Consider the following 24,090-nt stretch of genomic DNA (forward strand, 5'->3'; position numbering starts at 1 on the left):
TGCTCGCTACTGGTCACACCAGCAGACTACGTACACCTAGCTGAGGAAGGAGCCGGTACCCGCCCAATCGAGCACGAACGTGGGCCACAGACCGAGCACCAAGGTCACCACCGCGCCCAACGTGATCGCGATCGTGGTGAACGCGCCGGGCACCGTCACGGTCGGGCCGTCCGGGGCCGGGTCGCTGAAGTACATCAGCACGATCACCCGCAGGTAGAAGAACGCCGCGACGGCCGAGGCCACCAGTGCGATCACCACGAGCGGCGTCAGGCCGGCCTCGATCGCCGCGCTGAACACGACGAACTTGCCGATGAAGCCGGACGTCAGCGGAATGCCCGCCAGGGCCAGCAACAGGAACGTGAAGGTGGCCGCCACGATCGGCGACCGCTTCGCGAGACCCGCCCACTGCGACAGGTGCGTCGCCTCGCCGTCCGAGTTGCGGACCAGCGACACGATGCCGAACGCGGCGATCGTGGTGAAGCCGTACGCCAGCAGGTAGAACATGGTCGCGCTCACACCGGGGTTGTCGCCCTCGGGGGTCAGCGCGATCGAGCCGATCAGCAGGAAGCCCGCGTGCGCCACCGAGGAGTACGCGATCATGCGCTTCACGTCGGTCTGGGTGAGGCCGAGGATCGCGCCGATCACCATCGAGACGACCGCGACGCCGTAGAGCACGCCACGCCATTCCCACTGCGTGTTCTCGAACGCCACCGTGAGCACGCGCAGGATGCCGCCGAACGCGGCGACCTTGGTGCACGCGGCCATGAACGCCGTGATCGGAGTCGGCGCGCCCTGGTACACGTCCGGGGTCCACGCGTGGAACGGGCCGACGGCGGCCTTGAACAGCAGGCCCACCACCAGCAGGCCGAAGCCCGCGAACAGCAGCGTGTCGGAACGGTCCGTTCCGCCGGCGGCGGTCGCGATGGCCGAGAGCTTCACCGAACCCGCGTAGCCGTACAGCAGAGCCACGCCGTAGAGGAAGAACGCGGAGGCGAAAGCACCGAGCAGGAAGTACTTCACGGCCGCTTCCTGCGAGAGCAGGCGACGGCGGCGAGCCAGGCCGCACAGCAGGTACAGCGGCAGCGACAGGACTTCCAGCGCGATGAACATCGTCAGCAGGTCGTTCGCCGCGACGAACGTCATCATGCCGCCGAGCGCGAACAGCGTGAGCGGGAAGACCTCGGTCTGCATGCCGGTCTTCGTCGCCTGCGCGCGGTCCTGCACGGTGCCGGGACGGATCGCGGCCTGCGCCACGAACGCGCCACCCGGCTCCACCGAGCGGTCGGCGATCAACAGCACCGAGCCGAAGCCCAGCACCAGCAACGTGACCCACAGGAACAGCGACGGCGAGTCGACCGCGATCGCCCCCGCCAGCGTCGCCACGCCCTGCTCGGGACGCTCCGACGTCGCGTAGAGGATCAGCGAGCCGACGGCACCGACCAGGGTCAGGAGCGTGAGCACGAGCTGCACGGCCCACCGCTGGTGCTTGGGCAGCAACGCTTCCAGCAGCACGCTGATGCACGCTGCACCGAGCACGATCAGCAGCGGCGCGATGGCGCCGTAATGGATCTCCGGCGCCTCGATCTGTTGCGCCTGAGCGACGAGAAGGTTCACGTCACTTGCCTTCCTGCACGGTGACCGGGTCGGTCACGCCGACCTCGGTCAGCGTCGCCCCCACAGTCGGGGTGATGACGTCGAGCACCGGCTGCGGGTAGAACCCGAGCGCCAGCACGATGACAACGAGCGGTGCCAGCACGGCGATCTCGCGCTTCGAGAGGTCGCCGATGGCCGTCTTCTTCTCCAGGGTGCCGACGCTCCCCGAAGGGGAATCTGAACGCTGTCCGGCGGCCGCACCGATCAGCGCGTCACCGCGCAGCGGGCCGGTCATGATCCGCTGGTAGAGCCACAGCACGTAGAGCGCCGCGAGCACCATGCCGACCGTCGCGATGATCGTGAACACCGGCCGCGTCGGGAACGAACCGATCAGCACCAGGAACTCCGAGACGAACGAGTTCGTGCCCGGCAGCGACAGCGTGGTCAGACCCGCCAGCAGCAGCATGCCCGAGAGCAGCGGCGCCACCTTCGACATGCCGCCGTAGTCGGAGATCAGCGACGAACCACCGCGCGCGATCACCATGCCGACCACGAGGATCAGCATGCCGGTCGAGATCGAGTGGTTGAGCATGTACGACACCGAGCCCACGCCTGCCTGCGACGTGAACGAGAAGATGCCGAGCGCGATGAAGCCGAAGTGGGCGATCGAGACGTAGGCCAGGAACCGCTTCATGTCCCGCTGGCCCGTGGCGAGCAGCGATCCATAAAGGACACCGGCCACCGCGAGCACGAGCACGTACGGCGCCAGGTTCTTCGACGCCTCCGGGAACATCGGCAGCAGGTAGCGCAGCATGCCGAACGTGCCGACCTTGTCCAGGATGCCGACGACGATCACCGTGACGCCGATGGGCGCCTCGGCGGCGGCGTCGGGCAGCCAGGTGTGGAACGGCACGAGCGGCGCCTTGATCGCGAACGCCAGGAAGAAGCCGAGGAACAGCCAGGTCTGCGTCGTCGAGTCGGCGTCGCTGACCACCTTCACCAGCGTCGCCCAGTCGAACGTGCCCTTGCCCAGCTCGTCCGACGCCATCGCGTACGCGCCGATGGCGGAGGCCAGCATGATCAGGCCGCCGAGGAACGAGTAGAGGAAGAACTTGACCGCCGCGTACTGCCTGCGCGCGCCGCCGTAGCCGCCGATCAGGAAGTACATCGGGATCAGCATGACTTCGAAGAGCACGTAGAACAGGAAGACGTCGGTGGCGGCGAACACCCCGACCGTCACGGCCTCCTGGATGAGAATCAGCGAGAGGTACCCGCCCTGCGAACGGCCGGCGGGCAGCTTCTCCGTCCAGCCGGCACCGATCACCAGCGGGATCAGCAGCGCGATGACCGCGATCATCACCAGCGCGATGCCGTCGATGCCGAACTGCAGCCGCACGCCGAACGCCGGGATCCAGTCCACGCCCGAGGCGAGCTGGATGCGGTCGCCGTCCGGGTCGTAGGCGAACCACAGCAGACCGGCGAGCACGAGCTCGACGAGCGAGAACGCCAGCGCGACGAGCTTGGCCTTCTTGTCGTCCTTGCGCAGGAACGCCACCACCAGGGCGCCGACCAGCGGCACCACCAGCAGTGCGATCAGAACCCAGGTCACGAGAACCTCACCACCAGGAGCGCCCCGAGCACGAAGATCGAGCCCAGCAGCATGGACAGTGCGTAGGAGCGGACGAACCCGGTCTGCAGCCTGCGCAACCGGCCGGAGCTACCGCCGAGCAGCGCCGCGGTGCCGTTGACGGCACCGTCGACGCCCTTCAGGTCGAGGAACACCAGCGCGCGGGTGAGCCAGGTGCCCGGCCGCGCGAAGAGGGCCTCGTTCAGTGCGTTGCCGTAGAGGTCCGCACGGGCCGCGCGCACCGGCCAGGCCACCCGCGCCGGCCGCTCGACCGGCTGCTTGCGGCGGCCGAAGAGCAGGAACGCGAGTCCGGCGCCCAGCAGCGCGAGCACGACGGTCAGGATCCCGACCATGCCGTGCGAGATGACGCCGTGCTCTTCCTTCAGCTCGCCCAGCGAGGGCTCCAGCCAGCCGGCCAGACGCCCGCCGGAGGAGAGGAACCAGCCGCCACCGATCGAGCCGACCGCGAGGATGATCATCGGGACGGTCATCGTCAGCGGGGACTCGTGCGGGTGGTACTCGCGGCCGTCCTCGGACTTCAGTTCCTTCCAGCGGGGCTTGCCCAGGAAGACGAGGATCAGCAGGCGCGTCATGTAGAACGCGGTCAGCGCGGCACCGAGCAGCGCCACCCCGCCGAAGACGTACGGCCGCCAGCCCTCGCCCGTGAACGCCGCCGCGATGATGGCGTCCTTCGAGAAGTAGCCCGCGAACGGCGGGATGCCGATCAGCGCGAGGTAGCCGAGCGTCCAGGTGACGAAGGTGATCGGCAGGAACTTGTAGAGCCCGCCCATCCGGCGGATGTTGCCCTCGTCGTTCATGCCGTGCATGACCGAACCGGCACCGAGGAAGAGCCCGGCCTTGAAGAAGCCGTGCGTCAGCAGGTGCATGATGCCCAGCGCGTACCCGATCGGGCCGAGGCCCACCGCGAGGATCATGTAACCGATCTGCGAGACCGTCGAGTACGCCAGGACCTTCTTGAAGTCGTCGTAGGCGCAACCGATGATGCAGCCGATCAGCAGCGTGACGGCACCGATGATCATGACGACCAGGCGGCCGTCCTCGCTCAGGTTGTAGAGCGGGTTGGAGCGGGCGATCAGGTACACGCCCGCGGTGACCATGGTCGCCGCGTGGATCAGGGCGGACACCGGTGTCGGGCCGGCCATCGCGTCCGGCAACCAGGCCTGGAGCGGGAACTGACCGGACTTGCCGCAGGCGCCCAGGAGCAGCAGCAGCGTGATCGCGAGGACCTCGGCCGAGGAGAACTCGCTGACGCGGCTGAAGACCTCGGTGTACTGCGTCGTCCCGAGCTTGTTGAACATCAGGAAGATCGCGATGGCGAGGCCCAGGTCACCGACGCGGTTCATCAGGAAGGCCTTCTTGGCCGCCGATGCCGCTTCCGGCTTGTACTGGTACCAGCCGATCAGCAGGTACGAGGCGAGACCGACGCCCTCCCAGCCGAAGTACAGGGTCACGAAGCCGTTGCCCAGCACCAGCAGGAGCATCGCCGAGACGAAGAGGTTGAGGTAGGCGAAGAACTTCCGCCTGCCTTCCTCGTGCGCCATGTACCCGATCGAGTAGATGTGGATCAGCGAGCCCACACCGGTGATCAGCAGCACGAACGTCAGCGACAGCGGGTCGATCCGCAGTCCGAACTCGACGGTCAGCGCGTTGACGTCGATCCAGTCCCACAGGTGCAGGTTCTGCACCCGCCCCTCGGGGTCGGAGACACCGAGCGTCGAGAAGAACAGCGCGAGCGCGTAGCCGAACGACGCCAGCAGCGTGGCGCTGCCGAGCAGGTGGCCCCACTTGTCGGCGCGCCTGCCACTGACCAACAGCACCGCCGCACCGAACGCGGGCAGCGCGAGCAACAACCAGGCGAAGCTCGCGACCCCGCTGGCGACAACAGGTTCCGTCACCGGTGACCCCTCAGTACTTCAGCAGGTTCGAGTCGTCGACCGAGGCCGAGCGACGCGTCCGGAAGATGGACATGATGATCGCGAGGCCGACGACGACCTCCGCCGCGGCGACGACCATCACGAAGAACGCCATCACCTGACCGTCGAGCGAGCCGTTGATCCGCGCGAACGTCACCAGGCTCAGGTTGACCGCGTTGAGCATGAGCTCGACGCACATGAAGACCACGATGGCGTTGCGGCGCACCAGAACGCCGACGGCGCCGATGCTGAACAGCAGTGCCGACAGCAGCAGGTAGTACGTGGGAGTCACGACTCACTTCCCTTGAGCGCGTGCGAGTCCGGCTGGTGCCCGGTGCCGGCCACGTCGGCGACGTCGCCCGAGAGCGTGGCCTTGTCGGTCGCCTCGATGACGTCGAACAGCGACTCCTCCGCCACGCTGCCGTCGGGCAGCAGTGCGGGGGTGGCCACCGAGTTGGCGGTGGCGAAGACGCCGGGGCCGGGCAGCGAGCCGACCCGCTTGCCGCTCTGGAAGCGCTCCTCGACGAGTTCCTTCTGCGTCTTCTTGGAGGGCTTCCCGTCGCGGCCGACGAAGGCCAGGATCATCGCGCCGAGGGCGGCGGTGATCAGCAGCGCCGACGTGAGCTCGAACGCGAACAGGTAGTCCGTGAAGAGCTTCTGGCCGATGTTGCCGACGTTGCCGCCGTTCGTGGTGTTCGCCTCGGCGAGGCCGCGGGCGTCGACACCGGTCAGCGCGCGGCCGACCGAACCGACCAGGATCACGGCGAACCCGATGCCGAGCAACGCGGCCGCGAGCCGCTGGCCGCGGATGACTTCGACGACGGAGTCCGAGCTGTCGCGGCCGACCATCATCAGCACGAACAGGAACAGCATCATGATCGCGCCGGTGTAGACGATGATCTGCACGAAGCCGAGGAACGGCGCCTGCTGGACCATGTACAGCACACCGAGGCTGAGCATCGTCACGACGAGCCACAGCGCGGAGTGCACGGCGTTGCGCGCGAAGAGCATGCCGAGCGCACCGGCCAGCGCGAGCGGGCCGAGCACCCAGAACGTGATCGCCTCGCCGGTGGTCACGGTGTCGACCACGCGCTGCACCGGTTCGGGCTGCTGCTGCGCGAGGAACGTCAGGAGGCTCACTGCTGAGCCTCCTTCGCCAGCTGAGGCCCGTTGACGTAGTAGTCCTGCTCGTTGTCGCCCAACCGCATCGGGTGCGGCGGCTGCTCCATGCCGGGGAGCAGCGGGGCGAGCAGGTCCTCCTTGGTGAAGATCAGGTCCTGGCGGTTGTCGTCGGCGAGCTCGTACTCGTTCGTCATCGTGAGCGAACGGGTCGGGCACGCCTCGATGCACAGGCCGCAGCCGATGCAGCGCAGGTAGTTGATCTGGTAGTCGGCACCGAAGCGCTCACCGGGCGAGAAGCGTGCCTCTTCGGTGTTGTCGCCGCCCTCGACGAAGATCGCGTCCGCCGGGCAGGCCCACGCGCACAGCTCGCAGCCGACGCACTTCTCCAGACCGTCCGGGTGCCGGTTCAGCTGGTGACGGCCGTGGAACCGCGGCGCGGTCACCTTCTTGACCTCGGGGTACTCCTCCGTCACCACCTTCTTGAACATGGTGCCGAAGGTGACTCCGAAGCCTTTCAGGGACTCGAACATCCCTACTCAGCCTCCTTACCGGTGGTGACGGCTGCCTTGTCCGCGGGGATGTTGGCGACCTTGACCTTGCGCTTGGGCGCGGCCTTGGGAACGACGAGGTCGAGCGGCGGCACGGGGAAGCCGGAACCCGCGAGCGGAACGCCCTTGGTGTCCTGGACCTTCTTGTCCGGCAGCAGGAACGAGACCAGCAGCACGAGGCCGACGACCACGCCCAGCGCGATGAGCCGCTGCGCCGTGGAGAGCTGCTGGATCGCGCCGGTGCGGATGACCGCGACGGCCATGATCCAGACGAGGCTGGTCGGGACCAGCACCTTCCAGCCCAGCTTCATGAACTGGTCGTAGCGCAGGCGGGGAAGAGTGCCGCGCAGCCAGATGAAGAGGAAGAGGAAGCTCAGCGTCTTGATGACGAACCAGAGCAGGCCCCACCAGCCGGTGTTCATGAACTCGCCGCTCCACGGGGCGTGGTAGCCGCCGAGGAAGAGCGTGGTCGCGAGCGCCGAGACGGTCACCATGTTCACGTACTCGGCGAGGAAGAACAGCGCGAACTTCAGCGAGCTGTACTCCGTGTGGAAACCACCGACGAGCTCCGACTCGGCCTCGGGGAGGTCGAACGGGGCGCGGTTGGTCTCGCCGACCATCGACACGACGTAGATCGCGAAGCTGGGGAACAGCAGGAGGCCGAACCAGCCGGGCGCGAACCCGAGCACGGTGGTCGCCTGCGCGCCGACGATGTCACCGGTCGACATCGAGCCGGTGAACATGATCACCGCGACGATCGACAGGCCCATCGCGATCTCGTAGGAGATCACCTGTGCCGCGGCGCGCAGCGAGCTCAGCAGCGGGTAGGGCGAGCCGGAGGCCCAGCCGGACAGCACGATGCCGTAGACGCCGATCGAGGAGCAGGCGAGCACCACCAGCACACCGACCGGGAGGTCGACGAGCTGCAGCGCGGTCTGCTCGCCGAACAGGCTGACCTCGCCCGCGAGCGGGATCACCGAGAACGCGAGGAACGCGGGGATGCACGAGATCACCGGCGCGAGGAAGAAGACCCACTTGTCCGCGAGGACCGGGCGGATGTCTTCCTTGAACGCGAGCTTGAGACCGTCCGCGAGCGACTGCAGCCAGCCGTTCGGGCCCACGCGGTTGGGGCCGGGACGCTGCTGCATCCGCCCCACGACCTTGCGCTCCCAGTTGATCATGAACAGAGTCATGACCACGAGGAACGCGAAGATCGCGACGACCTTGATCAAGATCAGCCAGAACGGGTCGTCCGCGAGGAGCTTGGCGGTCTCGCCGATCTCCGCTGCGACGAACTGCTGGGTCATGACTTCACCCCAAAGGAAGATCCTCCGCTGACGGAGACGATCGAGCCGTGGCCCGCGCCGAGAGTGGCCCGGACGGTCACGTCACCCGAGTTGGTGGGCAGCCAGATGACGCCCTCGGGCAGGTCGTCGGTCTCGACCGGGAGCGTGATCGCGCCACGCTCGGTGGAGACCGTCACGTAGCCGCCGGTCTCCAGTCCGAACTGCTGCGCGGTGACCTCGGCGACCTTCGCGACGACCGGGCGTGCCGTACCGGCGAGGTGCGGCTCGTCCACCTGCAGGGAGCCGTTGCCGATCAGGCGGTGCCACGTGGCGAGCACGGCCTGGCCGGGGCCGGCCGCGATCTGCAGCGGCGCGGCGACGTTGAGCGAGGAACCGCTCGGCGTGCCCTCGCCCAGACGAGCCAGGTCGGAGGCCGAGGCGGCGGGCGTCTGCGTGAACAGGTCCGCGTCCATCTCCACCGCGAGGGTGTCGAGCACGCGGCAGTCCGACATCGAACCGGGGCTCTCGAGCGTCGCGCCGAACTCGCGGCGGCGGCCCTCCCAGTTGAGGTAGCTGCCGGCCTTCTCGACCGCCGGGGCGATCGGGAGCACGACGTCGGCGTGCGCGGTGACCGCGCTCGGACGCAGCTCCAGGCTCACGATGAAACCGGCCCCCGCCAACGCCTTCTCCGCGAGCCGCGGGTCGGGCAGGTCGAACGGGTCGACGCCGCCGACCAGCAGGCCGGACAGCTCACCGTTCGCGGCGGCTTCGAGGATGCCCGTGGTGTCGCGGCCGGGCGTCGCGGGGAGCGAGCCCTCCTCGACGCCCCAGGTGCGCTCGACCTCGGTGCGCGCAGCGGCGTTCGCGACGTGGCGACCGCCGGGCAGCAGGTTCGGCGTGGCACCGACCGCGAGCGCGCCGCGCTCACCGGCACGGCGGGGAATCCACGCGACCTTGGCACCCGTGCGCTCGGCCAGGCGTGCGACCGCGGTGAACGCGCCGGGGATCACGGCGGCACGTTCGCCGACCAGGATCACCGCGCCTGGCTTGGACAGCAGCTCGACGACGTCGGAAGCGTGCTCCGGCAACGCGTTGATGGCGTTCGCCTCGGCACCGGGCACGCAGGCGAGCAGCGTGCCGAACGTCTTCTCCACGGCCGGGGTCGTGAACTGGCCGAGGTGGAAGACCTTCGTGGTGCCCTTGCGAGCGGCCTTGCGCAGGCGCAGGAAGACGATCGGCGCCTCCTCCTCGGGCTCGAACGCGACCAGCAGCGCGGCCGGTGCGGACTCGATGCCCTGGAAGGTGACGCCGTTGTCCGGGTTCGTGAACACCGTGGTGCCGGACAGGAACTCCAGCTCCTCGGCGCTGTGCGGCCGGGCGCGGAAGTCGATGTCGTTGGTGTGCAACGCGATTCGGGCGAACTTCGAGTACGCGTAGGCGTCCTCGACGGTCAGCCGGCCACCGGTGAGGACACCGACGCCGTTCGCGTCACGCGCCGCCGCGAGACCGGCCGCCGCGACCTGCAGCGCCTCGGTCCAGGACGACTCGCGCAGCTCACCGGACGCCGCGTCGCGCACCAGCGGCCGCCTGATGCGGTCGCCGGTCGTGGCGTAGCGGAAGGCGAACCGGCCCTTGTCGCAGATCCACTCCTCGTTGACCTGCGGGTCGTCGCCGGCGAGCTTGCGCTGCACCTTGCCGCGCCGCCAGTCGGTGCGCTCGGCGCAACCCGACGAGCAGTGCTCGCAGATGCTCGGCGTCGACACGAGGTCGAACGGCCGGGCGCGGAAGCGGTAGGCGGCGCTCGTCAGGGCACCGACCGGGCAGATCTGGATGGTGTTGCCCGAGAAGTACGACTGGAACGGCCTGTCCTGCGCCACACCGATCTGCTGCTGCGAGCCGCGCTCGAGCAGTTCGATGAACGGGTCGCCGGCGATCTGCGCGGAGAACCGGGTGCAGCGCTGGCAGAGCACGCAGCGTTCGCGGTCGAGCAGCACCTGCGTCGAGATGTTGATCGGCTTCGGGAACGTCCGCTTGTGCTCGTGGAAGCGGGAGTCGCTGCGGCCGTGGGCGATCGCCTGGTTCTGCAGCGGGCACTCACCGCCCTTGTCGCAGACCGGGCAGTCCAGTGGGTGGTTGATGAGCAGCAACTCCATCACACCCTGCTGGGCCTTGTCCGCGACCGGCGAGGTCAGCTGGGTCTTCACGACCATGCCGTCCGCGACCGTCATCGTGCAGGAGGCCTGCGGCTTCGGCATCGGCCGGCCGCCCATCTCGACCTCGACGAGGCACTGGCGGCAGGCGCCCGCGGGCTCCAGCAGCGGGTGGTCGCAGAAGCGCGGGATGACCGTGCCGAGGCGCTCGGCCGTGCGGATCAGCAGCTCGCCCTTGGGCGCGACGATCTCGACGCCGTCGATGACGAGCTTCACGTGTCCTTCGGGGACGACGAGCTCGGCGGCGGGCTTGTCAGGCGCGATGGTCATGCGTTCGCTCCAGCCAGGACCTTGGAGTTCTGGTCGCACAGTGCGAGGAACTCGTCCTTGAAGTACTTGATGCCACTGGTGATCGGGCTGACGGCACCGTCACCGAGCGCGCAGAACGAGCGGCCGAGGATGTTGTCGCAGACGTCGAGCAACGTGTCGATGTCGCTCGCCGTCCCGTTGCCGGCCACCATCCGCTGCAGGATCTGCACGAGCCAGTACGTGCCCTCGCGGCACGGCGTGCACTTGCCGCACGACTCGTGCTTGTAGAACTCCGTCCACTTCATGACGGCCCACGGCACGGACACGGTCTCGTTGAAGATCTGCAGGGCGGTGGTGCCCAGCATCGAACCGGCCTCGGCGGCGCCCTCGAAGTCCAGCGGCACGTCGAGGTGCTCCGCCGTGAACATCGGCGTGGACGAACCACCCGGCGTCCAGAACTTGAGCGGGATGCCGTCCTTCATGCCCCCGGCCATGTCCAGCAGCTGCCGGAGCGTGGTGCCCATCGGCGCCTCGTACTGGCCGGGCCGCGTGACGTGGCCGGACAGCGAGTAGATCTTCGGACCGGGTGAGCGGTCGCGACCCATCTCGCGGAACCAGTCGGCGCCACCGTTGACGATGAAGGGAACCGACGCGATGGTCTCGACGTTGTTCACCACGGTGGGCGACGCGTAGAGGCCCGAGGTCGCGGGGAACGGCGGCTTGAGCCGCGGCTGGCCACGACGGCCCTCCAGCGAGTCGAGCAGCGCGGTCTCCTCGCCGCAGATGTACGCGCCGGCGCCGGCGTGGATCACCACGTCGAGGTCGAACCCGCTGCCCAGGATGTTCTTGCCCAGGTAGCCCTTGGCGTACGCCTCGCGCACCGCCGCGTTGAGTCGGCGGATGCAGTGCAGGACCTCGCCGCGGACGTAGATCGCCGCGAAGTTCGCGCGGATCGCGAACGACGTGATGATCACGCCCTCGATCAGCGAGTGCGGGTCCGCCATCATCAGCGGGATGTCCTTGCAGGTGCCGGGCTCACCCTCGTCGGCGTTGATGACGAGGTAGTGCGGCTTGCCGTCGCCCTGCGGGATGAAGCCCCACTTCATGCCGGTGGGGAACCCCGCGCCGCCGCGGCCGCGCAGTCCGGAGTCCTTGCACTGCTGGATGAGCTGGTCCGGGTGGGCCTTCAGCGCCTTGGGCAGGGCGGTGTAGCCACCGGTGCGCTCGTAGGTCTCGATGGTCCAGGACTTGGGCTCGGTCCAGCGCTTGGTGAGAACAGGAGTCAGCGGGTCAACCATTGTCTTCCCTACTTCTTTTCCGGCAGGGCAGGGAACTCGGCGTTGGACGGCGTGTTCGGCGCGTCCCAGCCGCGTTCCTTGGCGATCTGCGCACCGGCCAGCGTCTCCGGCGCCGCCGACGGGCCGTCGAGGTCGGCGTCGCGCCCCTCGAAGAACCCGGCGAGCTGGAGCTCGGCCTGCTTGAAGTCGGTGAGCGGGGCGCCGCGCGTCGGGGCGGGCTTCTCCCCCGACTGCAACGCCTTCACGAGTCCCAGGGCCTTGTCCGGCGTCTGGTTGTCGTAGAACTCGTAGTTCACCTGCAGCACCGGGCCGAGGTCGCACGCGGCGAGGCACTCGGCGTGCTCCAGCGTGATCGAGCCCGGCGTGCCCGGCTCACCCGCGGTCTCGTCGTGGCCCACGCCGAGGTGGCTCTTGAGCGTCGAGTAGATCTCGTCGCCGCCCAGGGCCGCGCACAGCGTGTTCGTGCAGACGCTGACCAGGTGCTCACCGCACGGGCGGCGCTTGTACATCGTGTAGAACGTCGCGACCGCGCTGACCTCGGCCTCGCTCAGGTCGAGCTGTCCGGCGCAGAACCGGATGCCGTCCTGGGAGACGTAGCCCTCGACCGACTGCACCAGGTGCAGCATCGGCAGCAGCGCGCTGCGGGCCTGCGGGTAACGGGCGACGATCGCCTGCGCCTTGTCCACAGTGGACTGGTCGAAAGCGGTTTCCTGTGCCTGAGTCATCGGTCGCAACCACCCATCACGGGGTCGATCGAGGCGACGGACGCGATCACGTCGGCGACCATGCCGCCCTCGCACATCGCGGGCATCGACTGGAGGTTCACGAAGCTTGGTTCGCGGACGTGCACGCGCATCGGCCTCGTGCCGCCGTCGGAGACGATGTGGTAGCCGAGCTCGCCGCGCGGCGACTCGATCGGCACGTACACCTGGCCCGCCGGAACCTTGAAGCCCTCGGTCACCAGCTTGAAGTGGTGGATCAGGGACTCCATGGACTGGCCCATGATCTTGCGGACGTGCTCGAGCGAGTTGCCCATGCCGTCGCTGCCGATCGTGAGCTGCGCGGGCCACGCGATCTTCGCGTCCTCGACCATCACCGGACCGGTCGGCAGGCTCTTCACGACCTGCTTGATGATCCGCAGCGACTGGTGCATCTCTTCCAGGCGCAGCAGGTACCGCGCGAAGCTGTCCGCGGCGTTCGAGGTCGGCACGTCGAACTGGTAGTTCTCGTAGCCGCAGTACGGCTCGATCTTGCGCAGGTCCCAGGCCAGGCCGGCGGAGCGCAGGATCGGGCCGGTGATGCCGAGCGCGAGGCAGGCGTCGACGGGCAGGTAGCCCACGCCCGCGAGGCGGTTGCGCCAGATCGGCTGGCCGGTGAGCAGCTTGTCGTAGTCCGGGAGCCGCTTCTCCATGACCTTGACGTACGCGGTGATCTTCTCGACCGCGTCGGCCGGCAGGTCCTGCGCGAGGCCGCCGGGACGGATGAACGCGTGGTTCATCCGCAGACCGGTGAGGTGCTCCAGCAGGTGCAGGGTCTCCTCACGCTCGCGGAAGCCGGAGGTCATACCGGTGAGGGCGCCGAGCTCCATGCCGCCGGTGGCGAGCGCGACGAGGTGCGAGCTGATGCGGTTGAGCTCCATCAGCAGCACGCGGACCGCCTGCGCCTTGTCCGGCACCGTGACGCCGAGCAGCTTCTCGACGGCCATGCAGTACGCGGCCTCGTTGTGCAGAGGCGCCAGGTAGTCCATGCGCGTCACGAAGGTGACGCCCTGGACCCAGTTCCGGTACTCGACGTTCTTCTCGATACCGGTGTGCAGGTAGCCGATCACGCTGCGGGCGTGGGTGACCGTCTCGCCCTCGAGCTCCAGGATCAGGCGGAGCACGCCGTGGGTCGAGGGGTGCTGCGGGCCGAGGTTCATGACGATGCGCTCGTCGTGGACCGCGTCCGCGAGCACCTCGTCCCAGTCGCCGCCGGTCACCGTGTAGACGGTGCCCTCGGTGGTCTTCCGGGAGTCCGCGATCTCGGGAGTCTCGGTGCGGGTGTTGACGTCGTCCGTGCTGTCGCTGCCGGTCGCACTGGTGTCGGTGCCGGTGGTGACGTCGGAAAGCCGCTCGGTCATGAGTAGGACCGCCTCTGGTCCGGCGGAGGAATCTCCGCGCCCTTGTACTCCACCGGGATGCCGCCCAGCGGGTAGTCCTTGCGCTGGGGGTGTCCGTCCCAGTCGTCCGGCATGAGGATGCGGGTCAGTCCGGGGTGACCGTCGTAGATGATCCCGAACATGTCCCAGGCCTCGCGCTCCTGCCAGTCCGCCGTCGGGTAGACCTCGACGAGGCTCGGCACGTGCGGGTGCTCGACGTCGACGGCGACTTCCAGCCGGATGCGGCGGCGGTACGTCATCGACGTGAGGTGCGTGACCGAGTGCAGGCGCTGCGGCACGTCGGCGCCGTAGTCCACACCGGAGACGGAGCTGCAGAGCTCGAAGCGCAGGGACGGCGTGTCGCGCAGGATCCGCGCGACCTCCAGCAGCGTCTCCGGCCTGAGGTAGAAGGTGATCTCGCCGCGGTCGACCGTCACCTGCTGCACCGTGTCGGCGGGCAGGCCCTTCTCCGCGATCGCGGAGAACAGCTCGTCCGCGACCTCGTCGAACCAGCCACCGAACGGGCGCTCCGACGGAGCAGCCACGTGGGCGGGCAGGCGCAGGCCACCGAAGCCGGACGTGTCACCGGAGCCGGTGACGCCGAAGAGGCCCTGGCGCTCCTTGCCCGCGAGGATCGGCGCTTTCGCCTTCGCCTCGGTCGGGTTGGTCTTCTCGAGGTCCTCTCCAGCGCGGTTGACGCTGGAGTGCTCTCCCCCTGGCTCGGTCACTTCTTCCTCGCAAAACGCTCGGACGACGGGATGAGATCGGTGCGGTAGCCCGAGTCGGCGAGTGCCTTGGCGCGCACGGCGCCCAGCGGCTCGTCCATGATCTTGGCGTGGATCTTGAGGATCGCGTCGATCAGCATCTCCGGCCGCGGCGGGCAGCCCGGCAGGTACATGTCGACGGGCACGACGTGGTCGACGCCCTGCACCACCGCGTAGTTGTTGAACATGCCGCCAGTGCTGGCGCACACGCCCATGGCCAGCACCCAGCGCGGCTCGGGCATCTGGTCGTAGATCTGCCGCAGCACCGGCGCCATCTTGTTGGTGACGCGGCCGGCCACGATCATCAGGTCCGCCTGGCGCGGTGAGGCCCGGAAGACCTCCATGCCGAAGCGGGCCAGGTCGTAACGCGGACCACCCGTCGTCATCATCTCGATGGCGCAGCAGGCCAGGCCGAAGGTGGCAGGCCAGAGCGAGGACTTGCGGGTCCAGTTGACCAGCTTCTCGACGCTGACCAGCAGGATGCCGTTCGGGAGCTTCTCCTCGAGACCCATGACTTCCTCAGTTCCAGTCGAGGCCGCCGCGACGCCACACGTAGACGTACGCGAAGCCGACCGTGGCGACGAACAGGACGATCTCCACCAGCCCGAACAGGCCGAGCTTGTCGGCCGCTACGGCGAACGGGTAGAGGAAGACCATTTCGATGTCGAACAAGATGAACAGCATCGCCGTCAGGTAGTAGGCGACGGGCATGCGCCCACCACCGACCACCGGCTGCGGGCTCGGCTCGATGCCGCACTCGTACGCGTCGAGCTTCGCCTTGTTGTAGCGGCGCGGTCCGATGTAGGGAGCCGCGGTCACCGAGAACAGTGCGAACGCCCCGGCGAGCGCGAACATCAATACGAGGGGGAGGTAAGGGTCAAGCACGCTCCGTCGTCCTTTCCTCGCGGTCGCCCGCACCCTAAGGGTGTTGTTCTGCAGCACGTTTGTTAGGCGAACCTAACAAACGCTTGTGAAACAGTTCACAAGCTTGATCACACTGTTGTGAAGTGATTCACAAGCTCGCTCGCCAGTGTAGAACGCCTGTAAATGACCTAGATCACAGGGTCTGACCTGCGCGTTTAACTTGCCCGACACATGCGAAACGGCACCGGCTCGTATTGAGCCGGTGCCGTCACCTATTCGGAGTAATTTACGCGCTGGGAGCGAGCTTCGTGGCGGCCACGATCAGGCGGTCCATTGAGTCGCCGTCCTTGGGGTCGTAGAGGCCCGCCAGGAGCTTGAGCACGAGTTTCATCAGGCGTTTCCGCGGCATTCCGTACTTCGTTGCGGTCCGCATGATCGCCGGGTTACCGATGAGCTTCGAGAAGACGTTCCCGAGCCGGTAGTAACTGCCGAGCGCCTCCTCGATGCGGACCGGGTAGCCGTGCAGCGCCCGTTCACGGTTGACGCCGGTGCGCGCGAGCGCCTGCACGACCGACTCGGAGGCGATCTTCGCCGACTCCATGGCGTAACCGATGCCCTCGCCGTTGAACGGGTTGACCATGCCGCCGGCGTCGCCGACGAGCAGCATGCCCGCCCGGTAGTGCGGCTTGCGGTTGAGCCCCATGGGCAGCGCCGCGCCGCCGATCCGGCTCGTCGCGTTCTCCTCGCGGAAGCCCCACTCCTCCGGCGTGCCGTCCAGCCAGCTGCGCAGCAACTGCCGGTAGTCGGTGGTGCCGTAGGCCTTCGACGTGCTGAGAATGCCCAGGCCGACGTTCACGCTGCCGTCGCCCATGCCGAAGATCCAGCCGTAACCGGGCAGCAACTGCCCGTCCGGCGCCCACAGCTCGAGGTGCGACTCGAGGTAGTCGTCCTTGGTGCGCGGGCTGTTGTAGTAGCGGCGCACCGCCACGCCCATCGGCTTGTCGTCGTCCTTCTGCAGGCCGATGCTCAGTGCCAGACGCGCTGACACACCGTCACACCCGACGACGATGGGGGCCTTGTAGGTGACCGGGTTCTTTTCCGGTCCCTGCTTCGCCTCCACGCCCACGACCCGGCCGTTCTCGACGATGGCCTTCGTGACCGTCGTGTGCTCGTGCATGCGCGCACCGGCCGCCTTCGCGGCGTTCGCGAGCATCTCGTCGAAGTCCAGGCGAGGACGCACGACACCGTAGTTCGGGAACGTGGCCAGGTCCGGCCAGTCCAGCTCCATCGTCACGCCGCCGCCCACGACGCGCAGACCCTTGTTGTGCAGCCAGCCGTTGCTCTCGCGGGTGTCGATGCCCAGGTCGATGAGCTGCTTGACGCCCCGGGGCGTGAGGCCGTCGCCGCAGACCTTCTCCCGGGGGAAGGTGCTCTTCTCCAGGAGGAGGACGTCGAGGCCCGCCCTGGCGAGGTAGGTGGCAGCGGTCGAGCCCGCCGGTCCAGCACCCACCACGATGACGTCGGCGTCCTCGTTGATCCCGCGCCTGCTCATCCAGACTCCCTGCGTGTACCGGTCACAGCTTCTGCTGGCGACTCTAACCGGACGTTGCTGAGACCAGCTGCCAGCCGCTCCCGCCGCTTCAACACGCGGGGCCCTCTCGTACCGCATGACAGTACGAAAGCGCCCCGCGTGCCTTTCAAGATCGCGAGTTGTCCACATGTTGATCAATGCCGCTTGAGCTGTGCCGCCGTGTATCGATGATTGGTCAGATGGTGAAGAAGCGGTCCATCGATTACGCGGTGCTGAGCGACTGGTTCGAAGACGGGGTCGCGACCCGTCGTGACCTGCTGGGCCTCGGCTTCAGCGGCAGCACCCTGGCCCACAAGTGCCGCCCAGGGGGCGGCTGGACACGTCTGTTCCTCGGCGTGTACCTGCTCACCGGCGGATCACCGAGCCGCAGCCAACTGGTTCGGGGTGCTCTGCTGAGAGCAGGTCCGCTTACGTTCCTGACCGGGTTGGAGGCCTTGCGGCTCCATGGCGTCCGGCGTACTCCGGACGATCAGCGAATCCATGTCCTGGTCCCTCACGGGCGCCGGGTCACCAGCCAGGGTTCCATGCTCGTCGAACGCACGAATCGTCCTTGGACGGGCAGCATGATCAACGGTTTTCCGGTGGCCACCCTCAACCGCGCACTCATCGACGCAGCCCGGCGGGAGTCCCGTCTCGACGTGGTTCGAGCCTTCATCGCGGACGCCGTGCAGAAACAGCTCTGCTCCGCCGAGGACGTCGCGGCCGAGTTGCGGGATCTCCGGTTGGGCGGCACGGCTCTGCCTCGGCGTGTGTTGGAGGAGATCAGCGACGGCGTCCGGTCCGCGGCGGAAGCGTGGTCACGTTCGTTGATCAGGCACACCGCTCTGCCCGCGCCCACATGGAACGTCCTGATCAGGTCAGCTACCGGATGCCAGCTGGCCATCGTCGACGCGTGGTGGGAGGAAGTCGGGCTGGCATGGCAGATCGACTCGATGGAGTTTCACCTTTCCCCGAAGGACTACGCGCACACGATGGCTCAACATTCCGCGCTGCTCGCCAACGGCGTGATGACCGTGCACACGGTTCCCTCGCGTCTGAAGAAAGAGCCCGCGAAGGTCCTGGCAGAGCTGCGTGGCGCCTACAACGTGGCTGCGCAGCGTCCACGTCCGAACGTCAGCGCGACGCTGTGGCGGCCTGTTTGAGCGGCACGCGGGGCGCTTTCGTACTGCATGTCGGTACGGGAGGGCCCCGCGTGAGGCAGAGGCAGAGCAACTACGACTCGGCTGGCTCTTCGGCCTTCGGCTTCGGCTTGGTCGCGCGGTGCAGGGCCACCATGCCGCCGGTCAGGTTGAACCAGGCCACGTCCTCCCAGCCCGCCTGCGAGATGAGCTCGCCGAGCGTGCGCTGGTCCGGCCAGGTCGCCATGGACTCCGACAGGTAGGAGTAGGCGGCGGGGTTGGAAGACACGAACTTCGCGATGAGCGGCAGCAGTTTGAGCAGGTAGCGCATGTAGACGACGCGGAACGGTTTCCAGACCGGCGTCGAGACCTCGCAGATGACCATGCGGCCGCCCGGCTTGGTGACGCGCGCCATTTCGCGGAGGGCCACGACGGTGTCGTTGAAGTTGCGGATGCCGAAGGACACCGTGACGGCGTCGAAGGAGTTGTCCTTGAAGGGCAGACGCAGGGCGTCGGCGGCCACCTTCGGGACTCGGCGGTGGGCGCCTGAGGCGAGCATGCCCACGGAGAAGTCCGCGGCGACGCACCAGGCACCGGACGCGGCGTACTCGACGGTCGAGACCGCGGTGCCCGCGGCGAGGTCGAGGACCTTCTCGTTCGGGCGGGCGTCGAGGACTCGCCTGCTCCACTCCCGCCAGCGGCGGTCGAAGCCCAGCGTCATGACCGAGTTCGTGCGGTCGTAGCCCTTGGCCACGCCGTCGAACATCTCGGCTACCTCGCGGGGGTTCTTGTCCAGGCCGGCTCGCGACATGACTAGAGACTAAGTCAGCGCCGCTGAGATCTTCTTCAGGGCACCTTCAGGGCGCTGAGCATGCCGTCCACCGCCGCGTGCCACGGGTATTCCTCCGCGCGGGCACGAGCAGCCTCCCGGGAACCCGATGCCAGCAGGTGCCGAACAGCTGAGGCGAAGGCGGGCGCGTCGTCGGAGACGGCCGCGCCGCAGGACGGCTGGACGATCTCCTTCAGGGCGCTGCTGCGGCTGACGACGACCGGGGTGCCGCTGGCCAGGGCCTCCAGGGCGACCAGGCCGAACGTCTCGTGCGGGCCCGGTGCCAGCGACAGGTCCGCCGAGGCGAGCAGGGAGGCCACGTCCAGGCGTGAGTTCACGAAGCCCAGGAACGTCACCGGCAGGCCCGCCGCGCGCTTCTCCAGGAACGAGCGGCGCGGGCCGTCGCCGGCGATCACCAGGCGTGCGGAGTGGCCCTGGTCGTGTAGTTCGGCCAGGGTGTCGACGGAACGCTCGACGTGCTTCTCCGGCGACAGCCGTCCACAGTGGATCAGCAGGTTTTTGCTACCTCGCAACAGGTCCTGTCGCAACGAGGCGGAGTGGCGTGTGGGGGTGAAGGTGGCCAGGTCGACGCCCAGCGGTACCTGCGTGACGTTGGTGGCACCGATGCGGTCGAACTCCTCGCGGGCGAAGGCCGTCGTGCAGACGACGGTGTCGTAGGAGGCGGCCATGCGGCGGTTCGCCCAGTCGGCGCCGCGTTCGGCCGGGGTCGCGGGCAGCACGAACCCGAGCAGGCGGTCCAGGCGTTCGTGGGAGATCACGACGTTCGGGATGCCTCGTTCGGTCGCCCACGCGCCCATGCCGCGCAGGGTGAGCCGGTCGGAGACCTCCAGGCGGTCGGGCCTGAGGTGTTCCACCAACGACTTGACCCGCCACGGGTCCACCACCCGGTAGCCGCCGGTGTACGGGACCTTCACCGCGGGCAGGGTGATCCGGCGCACGCCACCGGGCAGTCCCTCGTCGGCGTGGTGGTCGCCCGGTACGACGAGCACCACCTCGTGGCCCTCCTGCGCGTAGCCGGTGCCGAGGTGGTGCAGCGCCGTGCGGAGGCCGCCCGACTTGGGGCCGTAGAAGTTGGCGAGCTGGACGATTCTCAAGCGGCCGCCTGGTGGGTGAGTCCGATGACTGCCGCGTAGTGGCCCATCAGCTGGTCGCAGATGGCGGGCCAGGTGCGGGTGAGCACCGACTTGCGGGCCGCGAGACCGAACCGCCTGCGCAGCACCGGGTCTCGCAGCAGGTCCACGTACTGGGCGATGTCGTGTTCGAAGAGGTACCCGGTGCGGCCGTGCCTGACCAGGTCACGCGGGCCGCCCGCGTTCGGGGCCAGCACCGGGAGGCCCGTTGCCAGCGCCTCCTGCACGGCCTGGCAGAACGTCTCGTGCGGGCCCGTGTGGATGAAGACGTCCAACGACGCGTAGGCCTCCGCGAGCTCCTGCCCGGTGCGGAAGCCCAGGAACTCCGCGTCCGGCATGTCCTTTTCGAGCTGCTCGCGGTCTGGTCCGTCGCCGACGATCCGCAGCTTCACGCCCGGCAGGTCGTGCAGCTCCTTGAGCCGGCTGACCTGCTTCTCCGGCGCGAGGCGGCCGACGTAACCGATGGTCAGCTCGTCGTTGTGCCGCGGACGCGGGTGGAAGAGGTCGATGTCCACGCCCCTGCCCCACCGGTGCACGCGCGGGACGCCGTGCCGTTCCAGCGCCTCCACCGCCGAGCTCGACGGGGCGAGCGTGCGGTCGGCGAGCGAGTGCAGGCGTCTGGTCCAGCGCCACGCGGCGCGTTTCGTGAGACCCAGGCCGTAGTTGCCCGCGAAACCGGCCACGTCGGTCTGGTAGACGGCGACGGTCGGCACGTCGAGCTTGCGCGCGGCTCTGAGGCCGTACGCGCCGAGCACGAACGGCGACGCGAGGTGCACCACGTCGGGCTGGAAGTCGGCGAGGGCGTGGAGCACTCTCGGGCTCGGCACACCGATGGGGAGACTCGTCACCATGGGCACGTCGACGGCGGAGACTCTGACGACGGGCGTGCCGTGGTGCTCGTCGGCACCCGCGCCCGGCGCAACGACCATCGCCTGATGTCCGTTGCGGCGCAGGTGCTCCAGGACCCGGAGCACCGAGTTGGTGACACCGTTCACCTGGGGCAGGAAGCTCTCGGTCACGATCGCTACGCGCACAGGGACACCATGAGGTGCCCGCATGAAGTCCGCGTGACCTCAGATTTGACGCGGACGGAACACCTCACGTCGTGGCCAGGTGATCGTCGATTCGTCATCTCCGCTTGGGCTGCCGGACATCCGGCGCGGTGAAACTAGGCCAGCATGACCGTCTTGTCGTCCCGCCCCGCGCACCCGGTAGAGCCCGGCCTGGTGTCCATCGCGCTGGAAGTGGCCGGTCGCCTGGCGAACGACGCCTCGGACCTCATCATGGCCACCGCCGGCCGCGGCGTGCGTCCCGACTCCGGCGAGTCGCCGTTCGACTGGGTCACCGACACCGACCGCACCCTGGAACGCCACACCCGGCGCGTGCTCACCGCCGAGTTCCCCGACATCCCCGTCTTCTGCGAGAACTCCGACGACGGGGACGCCCCGAGCGACTCGGAGTTCCGCTGGGTCGTCGACCCCGTCGACGGCACCGCGAACTACACGGCGGGCATGCCCTGGTGTGCCTACAGCCTCGCGCTGGTGGACCGCTGGGGACCCGTCGTCGGCGTCGTCGCCGACCCGTACCGCTCGCAGATCTACGCCGCCGCACGCGGCCGTGGCATGCGCGCGAACGGCACGCCGGTCCGCCTGACCGAACGACAAGGCGACTCCCTCGTCGTGTGCACCGAGATGACCCGTTCCGGCCCGTGGCCGGGCATGGGTGAGTTCATCTCCACGGCAGCGATAGCCGGCACGGGTGTGCGCGTTCTCGGCTCGAAAGCGCTCGCCGTCGCACAGGTGGCGTTGGGTCACGTCGCAGCCGCTGTGCTGCACGGCTACCACGAGTGGGATGTCGCTGGAGCGGTGTCATTGGCCGTGGAGTCGGGTGCGGTCGTGCTCGACCGACGCGGCGAGGGCGCCCAACTACCCGTGGACGGACTGCTCGTCGCGGCTCCTGAAGCGGCGGACGAGGTCCTGGGATGGTGGCAGTCGGCGCTTCAGGCCGAGAGCTGAGGGAGCTGCCTTTCGAGCATTTCGAGGTGCGTGCGCGCCTCGTCGAGCCCGGGGTGGTCGAACATCTGCAGCGCCACGCGCCCGACCTCGTTCTCGAACTGGTGGAAGTCGTGCGAGGCCTTGAGCAACCGCTGGTAGACCGGGTGCTGCCGGTCTACCGAACCGAGCGCCCGCCCGAGCTGCGCGATGCCGCGCACGTCGTCGAGCTCCTTGGTCAGCTGCCCGCTGATCTTCCACAGCCAGTCCTTGGCCGGTGAGTTCGGCACGGTCTGGATCGCCGCCGCGACCCTGCGCGTGGACGCGGCGCACCGTTCGACCAGGTCGGACCACATGTCGTAGGGCTGCTGCGGCATCGGCGGGTGCATCGGCCGCGGCATCTGCTGTGGACGCTGCACGGAGCGCCGGACGAGGCCGACGACGGTACCGACGACCGCGCCGGGAATCGCGCCCATCATGAAAGAGACCATGAGGAGCGCGAGGAACGTGATGAACGCCGAGGAGGGTTTGTCATCCTGCGACGTCAACTCGATGACCATGATGAGGGCGCCCATCAGCAGGGTGCCGATGGTGGCACCCCAGAGCGCTGAGCGGACGACGACTCCCATGTCCTCGATGGTGCCATGCCCGGACAGGTGGTGCGGGCATTTCCTGAGGTGACGAAGCTGTTCTGTCAGGTCCGGAACCTCGTGCCCCGATCAGGCGTCGAAGTCCACCGTCACGCACTCGCTGGTCGGCAGCGCCTGACAGGTCAGCACGAACCCGGCCGCCACCTCGGACTCGTCGAGCGCGTAGTTGCGCCGCATCTCGACACTGCCCTCGGTCACCAGAGCCCGGCACGTGCCGCACACCCCGCCCTTGCAGGCGAACGGCAGGTCGGCGCGGACGCGCTGGGCGGCGTCCAGGATCGGTTCGCCGGCGGGCAACGGCAGCGTGGTCGACTTGCCGTCCAGCACGACCGTGACCGAGGCGGCGGCGTCGATGACGGCCTCCGCACGGCGCGGAGGGGGCGGCGGCTCGTCCACGTAGAAGAGTTCGTGGTGCACGCGGTCGGTGGGCACGCCGCGATCCCGCAGCACGGCCGTGGCGTCCTGCACCATCTCGTAGGGGCCGCACAGCCACCACTCGTCGATGGCGTCGAACGGCACAACGCTGCCGAACAGGGCCGTCAGCTTCGCTGCGGTCAGGCGGCCGGTGAACAGCTCGACGTCGCGCGGTTCGCGGGACAGGACGTGGATCAGCTGGAACGTGGCCGGGTAGCGGTCCTTCAGGTCGGCCAGTTCATCGGCGAACATCACCGTGTTGGTGCTGCGGTTGCCGTACATCAGCGTCACGCGGGCACCGGTGGCCAGGACCGTGGCGGCGATCGACAGCGCCGGGGTGATGCCGGAGCCCGCGACGACCAGGCCGTGGTGCGTGCCCGTGCCGGACGGCGTGAACTTGCCCAGCGGCGGCAGGACTTCGAGCACGTCACCGGGGGCCACGCGGTCCACGAGCCAGGTGGAGAACTGACCGCCGTCGACGCGGCGCACGCCGATTCGCGGAGCTGAACCCGCCGGCGCGCAGATCGAGTACGAACGGCGTTCGTCGCCTTGGCGCAGGGTCAGGTACTGGCCGGCCGCGAAGGCGAACTCGTCCGAGAGGTCACCGGGCACGTCGAAGGTGACGGCCACGGCGTCGTCGCAGAGGCGGTCGACGCGGGCGACGGTCAGCTTGTGGAAGGCGGCCCCTCGCTTTCCAATTTTGGGCGACGACAA

22 protein-coding genes are annotated in these 24,090 nt (G+C 68.4%); 2 read left to right on the plus strand and 20 right to left on the minus strand.

What is annotated here, in order from left to right:
- Positions 1-36 precede the first annotated feature (36 nt).
- From nuoN to LX88_RS02360, 15 genes are all read right to left on the minus strand, one after another.
- Entirely contained in the window at positions 37-1,614 is a 1,578-nt protein-coding gene (nuoN, locus tag LX88_RS02290) for an NADH-quinone oxidoreductase subunit NuoN (RefSeq protein WP_258946207.1), read from the minus strand.
- A 1-nt stretch (position 1,615) separates the two neighbouring features.
- Positions 1,616-3,202, minus strand: a complete 1,587-nt coding sequence (locus LX88_RS02295; RefSeq protein WP_258946208.1) for an NADH-quinone oxidoreductase subunit M — start codon at positions 3,200-3,202, stop codon at positions 1,616-1,618.
- Positions 3,199-5,136 (minus strand): NADH-quinone oxidoreductase subunit L, encoded by a 1,938-nt coding sequence (gene nuoL / locus LX88_RS02300; protein ID WP_258946209.1) that lies wholly within the window; start codon positions 5,134-5,136, stop codon positions 3,199-3,201. Before nuoL ends, LX88_RS02295 begins: the two co-directional genes overlap by 4 nt.
- Positions 5,137-5,146: 10 nt before the next feature.
- Positions 5,147-5,446 (minus strand): NADH-quinone oxidoreductase subunit NuoK, encoded by a 300-nt coding sequence (gene nuoK / locus LX88_RS02305; RefSeq protein ID WP_030473209.1) that lies wholly within the window; start codon positions 5,444-5,446, stop codon positions 5,147-5,149.
- Complete coding sequence (locus LX88_RS02310; protein ID WP_258947586.1) at positions 5,443-6,285, minus strand: NADH-quinone oxidoreductase subunit J; 843 nt, start codon at positions 6,283-6,285, stop codon at positions 5,443-5,445. Before LX88_RS02310 ends, nuoK begins: the two co-directional genes overlap by 4 nt.
- Positions 6,286-6,290: 5 nt before the next feature.
- Positions 6,291-6,806: an NADH-quinone oxidoreductase subunit NuoI gene (gene nuoI, locus LX88_RS02315; RefSeq protein WP_258946210.1), complete on the minus strand. Its 516-nt coding sequence runs from the start codon at positions 6,804-6,806 to the stop codon at positions 6,291-6,293.
- A gap of 2 nt (positions 6,807-6,808) precedes the next feature.
- Positions 6,809-8,104: an NADH-quinone oxidoreductase subunit NuoH gene (gene nuoH, locus LX88_RS02320; RefSeq protein ID WP_258947587.1), complete on the minus strand. Its 1,296-nt coding sequence runs from the start codon at positions 8,102-8,104 to the stop codon at positions 6,809-6,811.
- A gap of 23 nt (positions 8,105-8,127) precedes the next feature.
- The gene (locus tag LX88_RS02325) at positions 8,128-10,590 is read right to left on the minus strand and encodes an NADH-quinone oxidoreductase subunit G (RefSeq protein WP_258946211.1); all 2,463 of its coding nucleotides are present in this window, start codon (positions 10,588-10,590) and stop codon (positions 8,128-8,130) included.
- Positions 10,587-11,867, minus strand: coding sequence for an NADH-quinone oxidoreductase subunit NuoF (nuoF, locus tag LX88_RS02330; RefSeq protein ID WP_258946212.1), 1,281 nt, complete (start codon positions 11,865-11,867; stop codon positions 10,587-10,589). Before nuoF ends, LX88_RS02325 begins: the two co-directional genes overlap by 4 nt.
- Positions 11,868-11,875: 8 nt before the next feature.
- Positions 11,876-12,592, minus strand: a complete 717-nt coding sequence (gene nuoE, locus LX88_RS02335; protein WP_258946213.1) for an NADH-quinone oxidoreductase subunit NuoE — start codon at positions 12,590-12,592, stop codon at positions 11,876-11,878.
- On the minus strand, positions 12,589-13,986 hold the full coding sequence (locus LX88_RS02340; protein WP_258946214.1) for an NADH-quinone oxidoreductase subunit D: 1,398 nt from the start codon (positions 13,984-13,986) through the stop codon (positions 12,589-12,591). The genes nuoE and LX88_RS02340 overlap by 4 nt, the downstream gene beginning before the upstream one ends.
- Complete coding sequence (locus tag LX88_RS02345) at positions 13,983-14,732, minus strand: NADH-quinone oxidoreductase subunit C (protein WP_258946215.1); 750 nt, start codon at positions 14,730-14,732, stop codon at positions 13,983-13,985. The genes LX88_RS02340 and LX88_RS02345 overlap by 4 nt, the downstream gene beginning before the upstream one ends.
- Entirely contained in the window at positions 14,729-15,280 is a 552-nt protein-coding gene (locus LX88_RS02350) for a NuoB/complex I 20 kDa subunit family protein (RefSeq protein WP_030478225.1), read from the minus strand. The genes LX88_RS02345 and LX88_RS02350 overlap by 4 nt, the downstream gene beginning before the upstream one ends.
- Positions 15,281-15,287: 7 nt before the next feature.
- Positions 15,288-15,653, minus strand: coding sequence for an NADH-quinone oxidoreductase subunit A (locus LX88_RS02355; RefSeq protein ID WP_030478224.1), 366 nt, complete (start codon positions 15,651-15,653; stop codon positions 15,288-15,290).
- 265 nt (positions 15,654-15,918) lie between these two features.
- Positions 15,919-17,184 (minus strand): geranylgeranyl reductase family protein, encoded by a 1,266-nt coding sequence (locus LX88_RS02360; protein WP_258946216.1) that lies wholly within the window; start codon positions 17,182-17,184, stop codon positions 15,919-15,921.
- Between the two features lie 218 nt (positions 17,185-17,402).
- Here LX88_RS02360 and LX88_RS02365 point away from each other — a divergent pair, with 218 nt between their 5' ends.
- Positions 17,403-18,365: a hypothetical protein gene (locus LX88_RS02365; RefSeq protein ID WP_258946217.1), complete on the plus strand. Its 963-nt coding sequence runs from the start codon at positions 17,403-17,405 to the stop codon at positions 18,363-18,365.
- Between the two features lie 70 nt (positions 18,366-18,435).
- Here the strand turns inward: LX88_RS02365 and LX88_RS02370 are convergent, their stop codons facing one another.
- Genes LX88_RS02370 through LX88_RS02380 form a run of 3 tightly spaced genes read right to left on the minus strand, consistent with a single transcriptional unit; the run spans position 18,436 to position 21,355 of the window.
- Complete coding sequence (locus tag LX88_RS02370) at positions 18,436-19,152, minus strand: demethylmenaquinone methyltransferase (protein ID WP_258946218.1); 717 nt, start codon at positions 19,150-19,152, stop codon at positions 18,436-18,438.
- A gap of 35 nt (positions 19,153-19,187) precedes the next feature.
- Positions 19,188-20,285 carry a glycosyltransferase gene (locus LX88_RS02375; RefSeq protein WP_258946219.1) on the minus strand — a complete coding sequence of 366 codons (1,098 nt, stop codon included), beginning with the start codon at positions 20,283-20,285 and terminating at the stop codon, positions 19,188-19,190.
- Positions 20,282-21,355 (minus strand): glycosyltransferase family 4 protein, encoded by a 1,074-nt coding sequence (locus LX88_RS02380; RefSeq protein WP_258946220.1) that lies wholly within the window; start codon positions 21,353-21,355, stop codon positions 20,282-20,284. The genes LX88_RS02375 and LX88_RS02380 overlap by 4 nt, the downstream gene beginning before the upstream one ends.
- A gap of 144 nt (positions 21,356-21,499) precedes the next feature.
- Between LX88_RS02380 and LX88_RS02385 the strand changes: the two genes are divergently transcribed.
- Complete coding sequence (locus LX88_RS02385) at positions 21,500-22,336, plus strand: inositol monophosphatase family protein (protein WP_258946221.1); 837 nt, start codon at positions 21,500-21,502, stop codon at positions 22,334-22,336.
- On the opposite strand, the gene LX88_RS02390 is transcribed toward LX88_RS02385, so the two are convergent.
- Entirely contained in the window at positions 22,321-22,941 is a 621-nt protein-coding gene (locus LX88_RS02390) for a hypothetical protein (RefSeq protein ID WP_258946222.1), read from the minus strand. The genes LX88_RS02385 and LX88_RS02390 overlap by 16 nt on opposite strands.
- Positions 22,942-23,031: 90 nt before the next feature.
- A complete protein-coding gene (paaE, locus tag LX88_RS02395; RefSeq protein ID WP_258946223.1) occupies positions 23,032-24,090 on the minus strand; it encodes a 1,2-phenylacetyl-CoA epoxidase subunit PaaE in 1,059 nt (352 codons plus the stop codon).

The organism is Lentzea californiensis, assembly GCF_024648825.1.
Taxonomy (GTDB): domain Bacteria; phylum Actinomycetota; class Actinomycetes; order Mycobacteriales; family Pseudonocardiaceae; genus Lentzea; species Lentzea californiensis.

Bases quoted from the DNA above. Each gene is read 5' to 3' on its own strand.
- nuoI (WP_258946210.1), bottom strand. From the start codon at position 6,806: ATGTTCGAGTCCCTGAAAGGCTTCGGAGTCACCTTCGGCACCATGTTC.
- LX88_RS02325 (WP_258946211.1), bottom strand. From the start codon at position 10,590: ATGACCATCGCGCCTGACAAGCCCGCCGCCGAGCTCGTCGTCCCCGAA.
- nuoF (WP_258946212.1), bottom strand. From the start codon at position 11,867: ATGGTTGACCCGCTGACTCCTGTTCTCACCAAGCGCTGGACCGAGCCC.
- nuoE (WP_258946213.1), bottom strand. From the start codon at position 12,592: ATGACTCAGGCACAGGAAACCGCTTTCGACCAGTCCACTGTGGACAAG.
- LX88_RS02340 (WP_258946214.1), bottom strand. From the start codon at position 13,986: ATGACCGAGCGGCTTTCCGACGTCACCACCGGCACCGACACCAGTGCG.
- LX88_RS02350 (WP_030478225.1), bottom strand. From the start codon at position 15,280: ATGGGTCTCGAGGAGAAGCTCCCGAACGGCATCCTGCTGGTCAGCGTC.
- LX88_RS02360 (WP_258946216.1), bottom strand. From the start codon at position 17,184: ATGAGCAGGCGCGGGATCAACGAGGACGCCGACGTCATCGTGGTGGGT.
- LX88_RS02365 (WP_258946217.1), top strand. From the start codon at position 17,403: ATGGTGAAGAAGCGGTCCATCGATTACGCGGTGCTGAGCGACTGGTTC.
- LX88_RS02370 (WP_258946218.1), bottom strand. From the start codon at position 19,152: ATGTCGCGAGCCGGCCTGGACAAGAACCCCCGCGAGGTAGCCGAGATG.
- LX88_RS02385 (WP_258946221.1), top strand. From the start codon at position 21,500: ATGACCGTCTTGTCGTCCCGCCCCGCGCACCCGGTAGAGCCCGGCCTG.
- LX88_RS02390 (WP_258946222.1), bottom strand. From the start codon at position 22,941: ATGGGAGTCGTCGTCCGCTCAGCGCTCTGGGGTGCCACCATCGGCACC.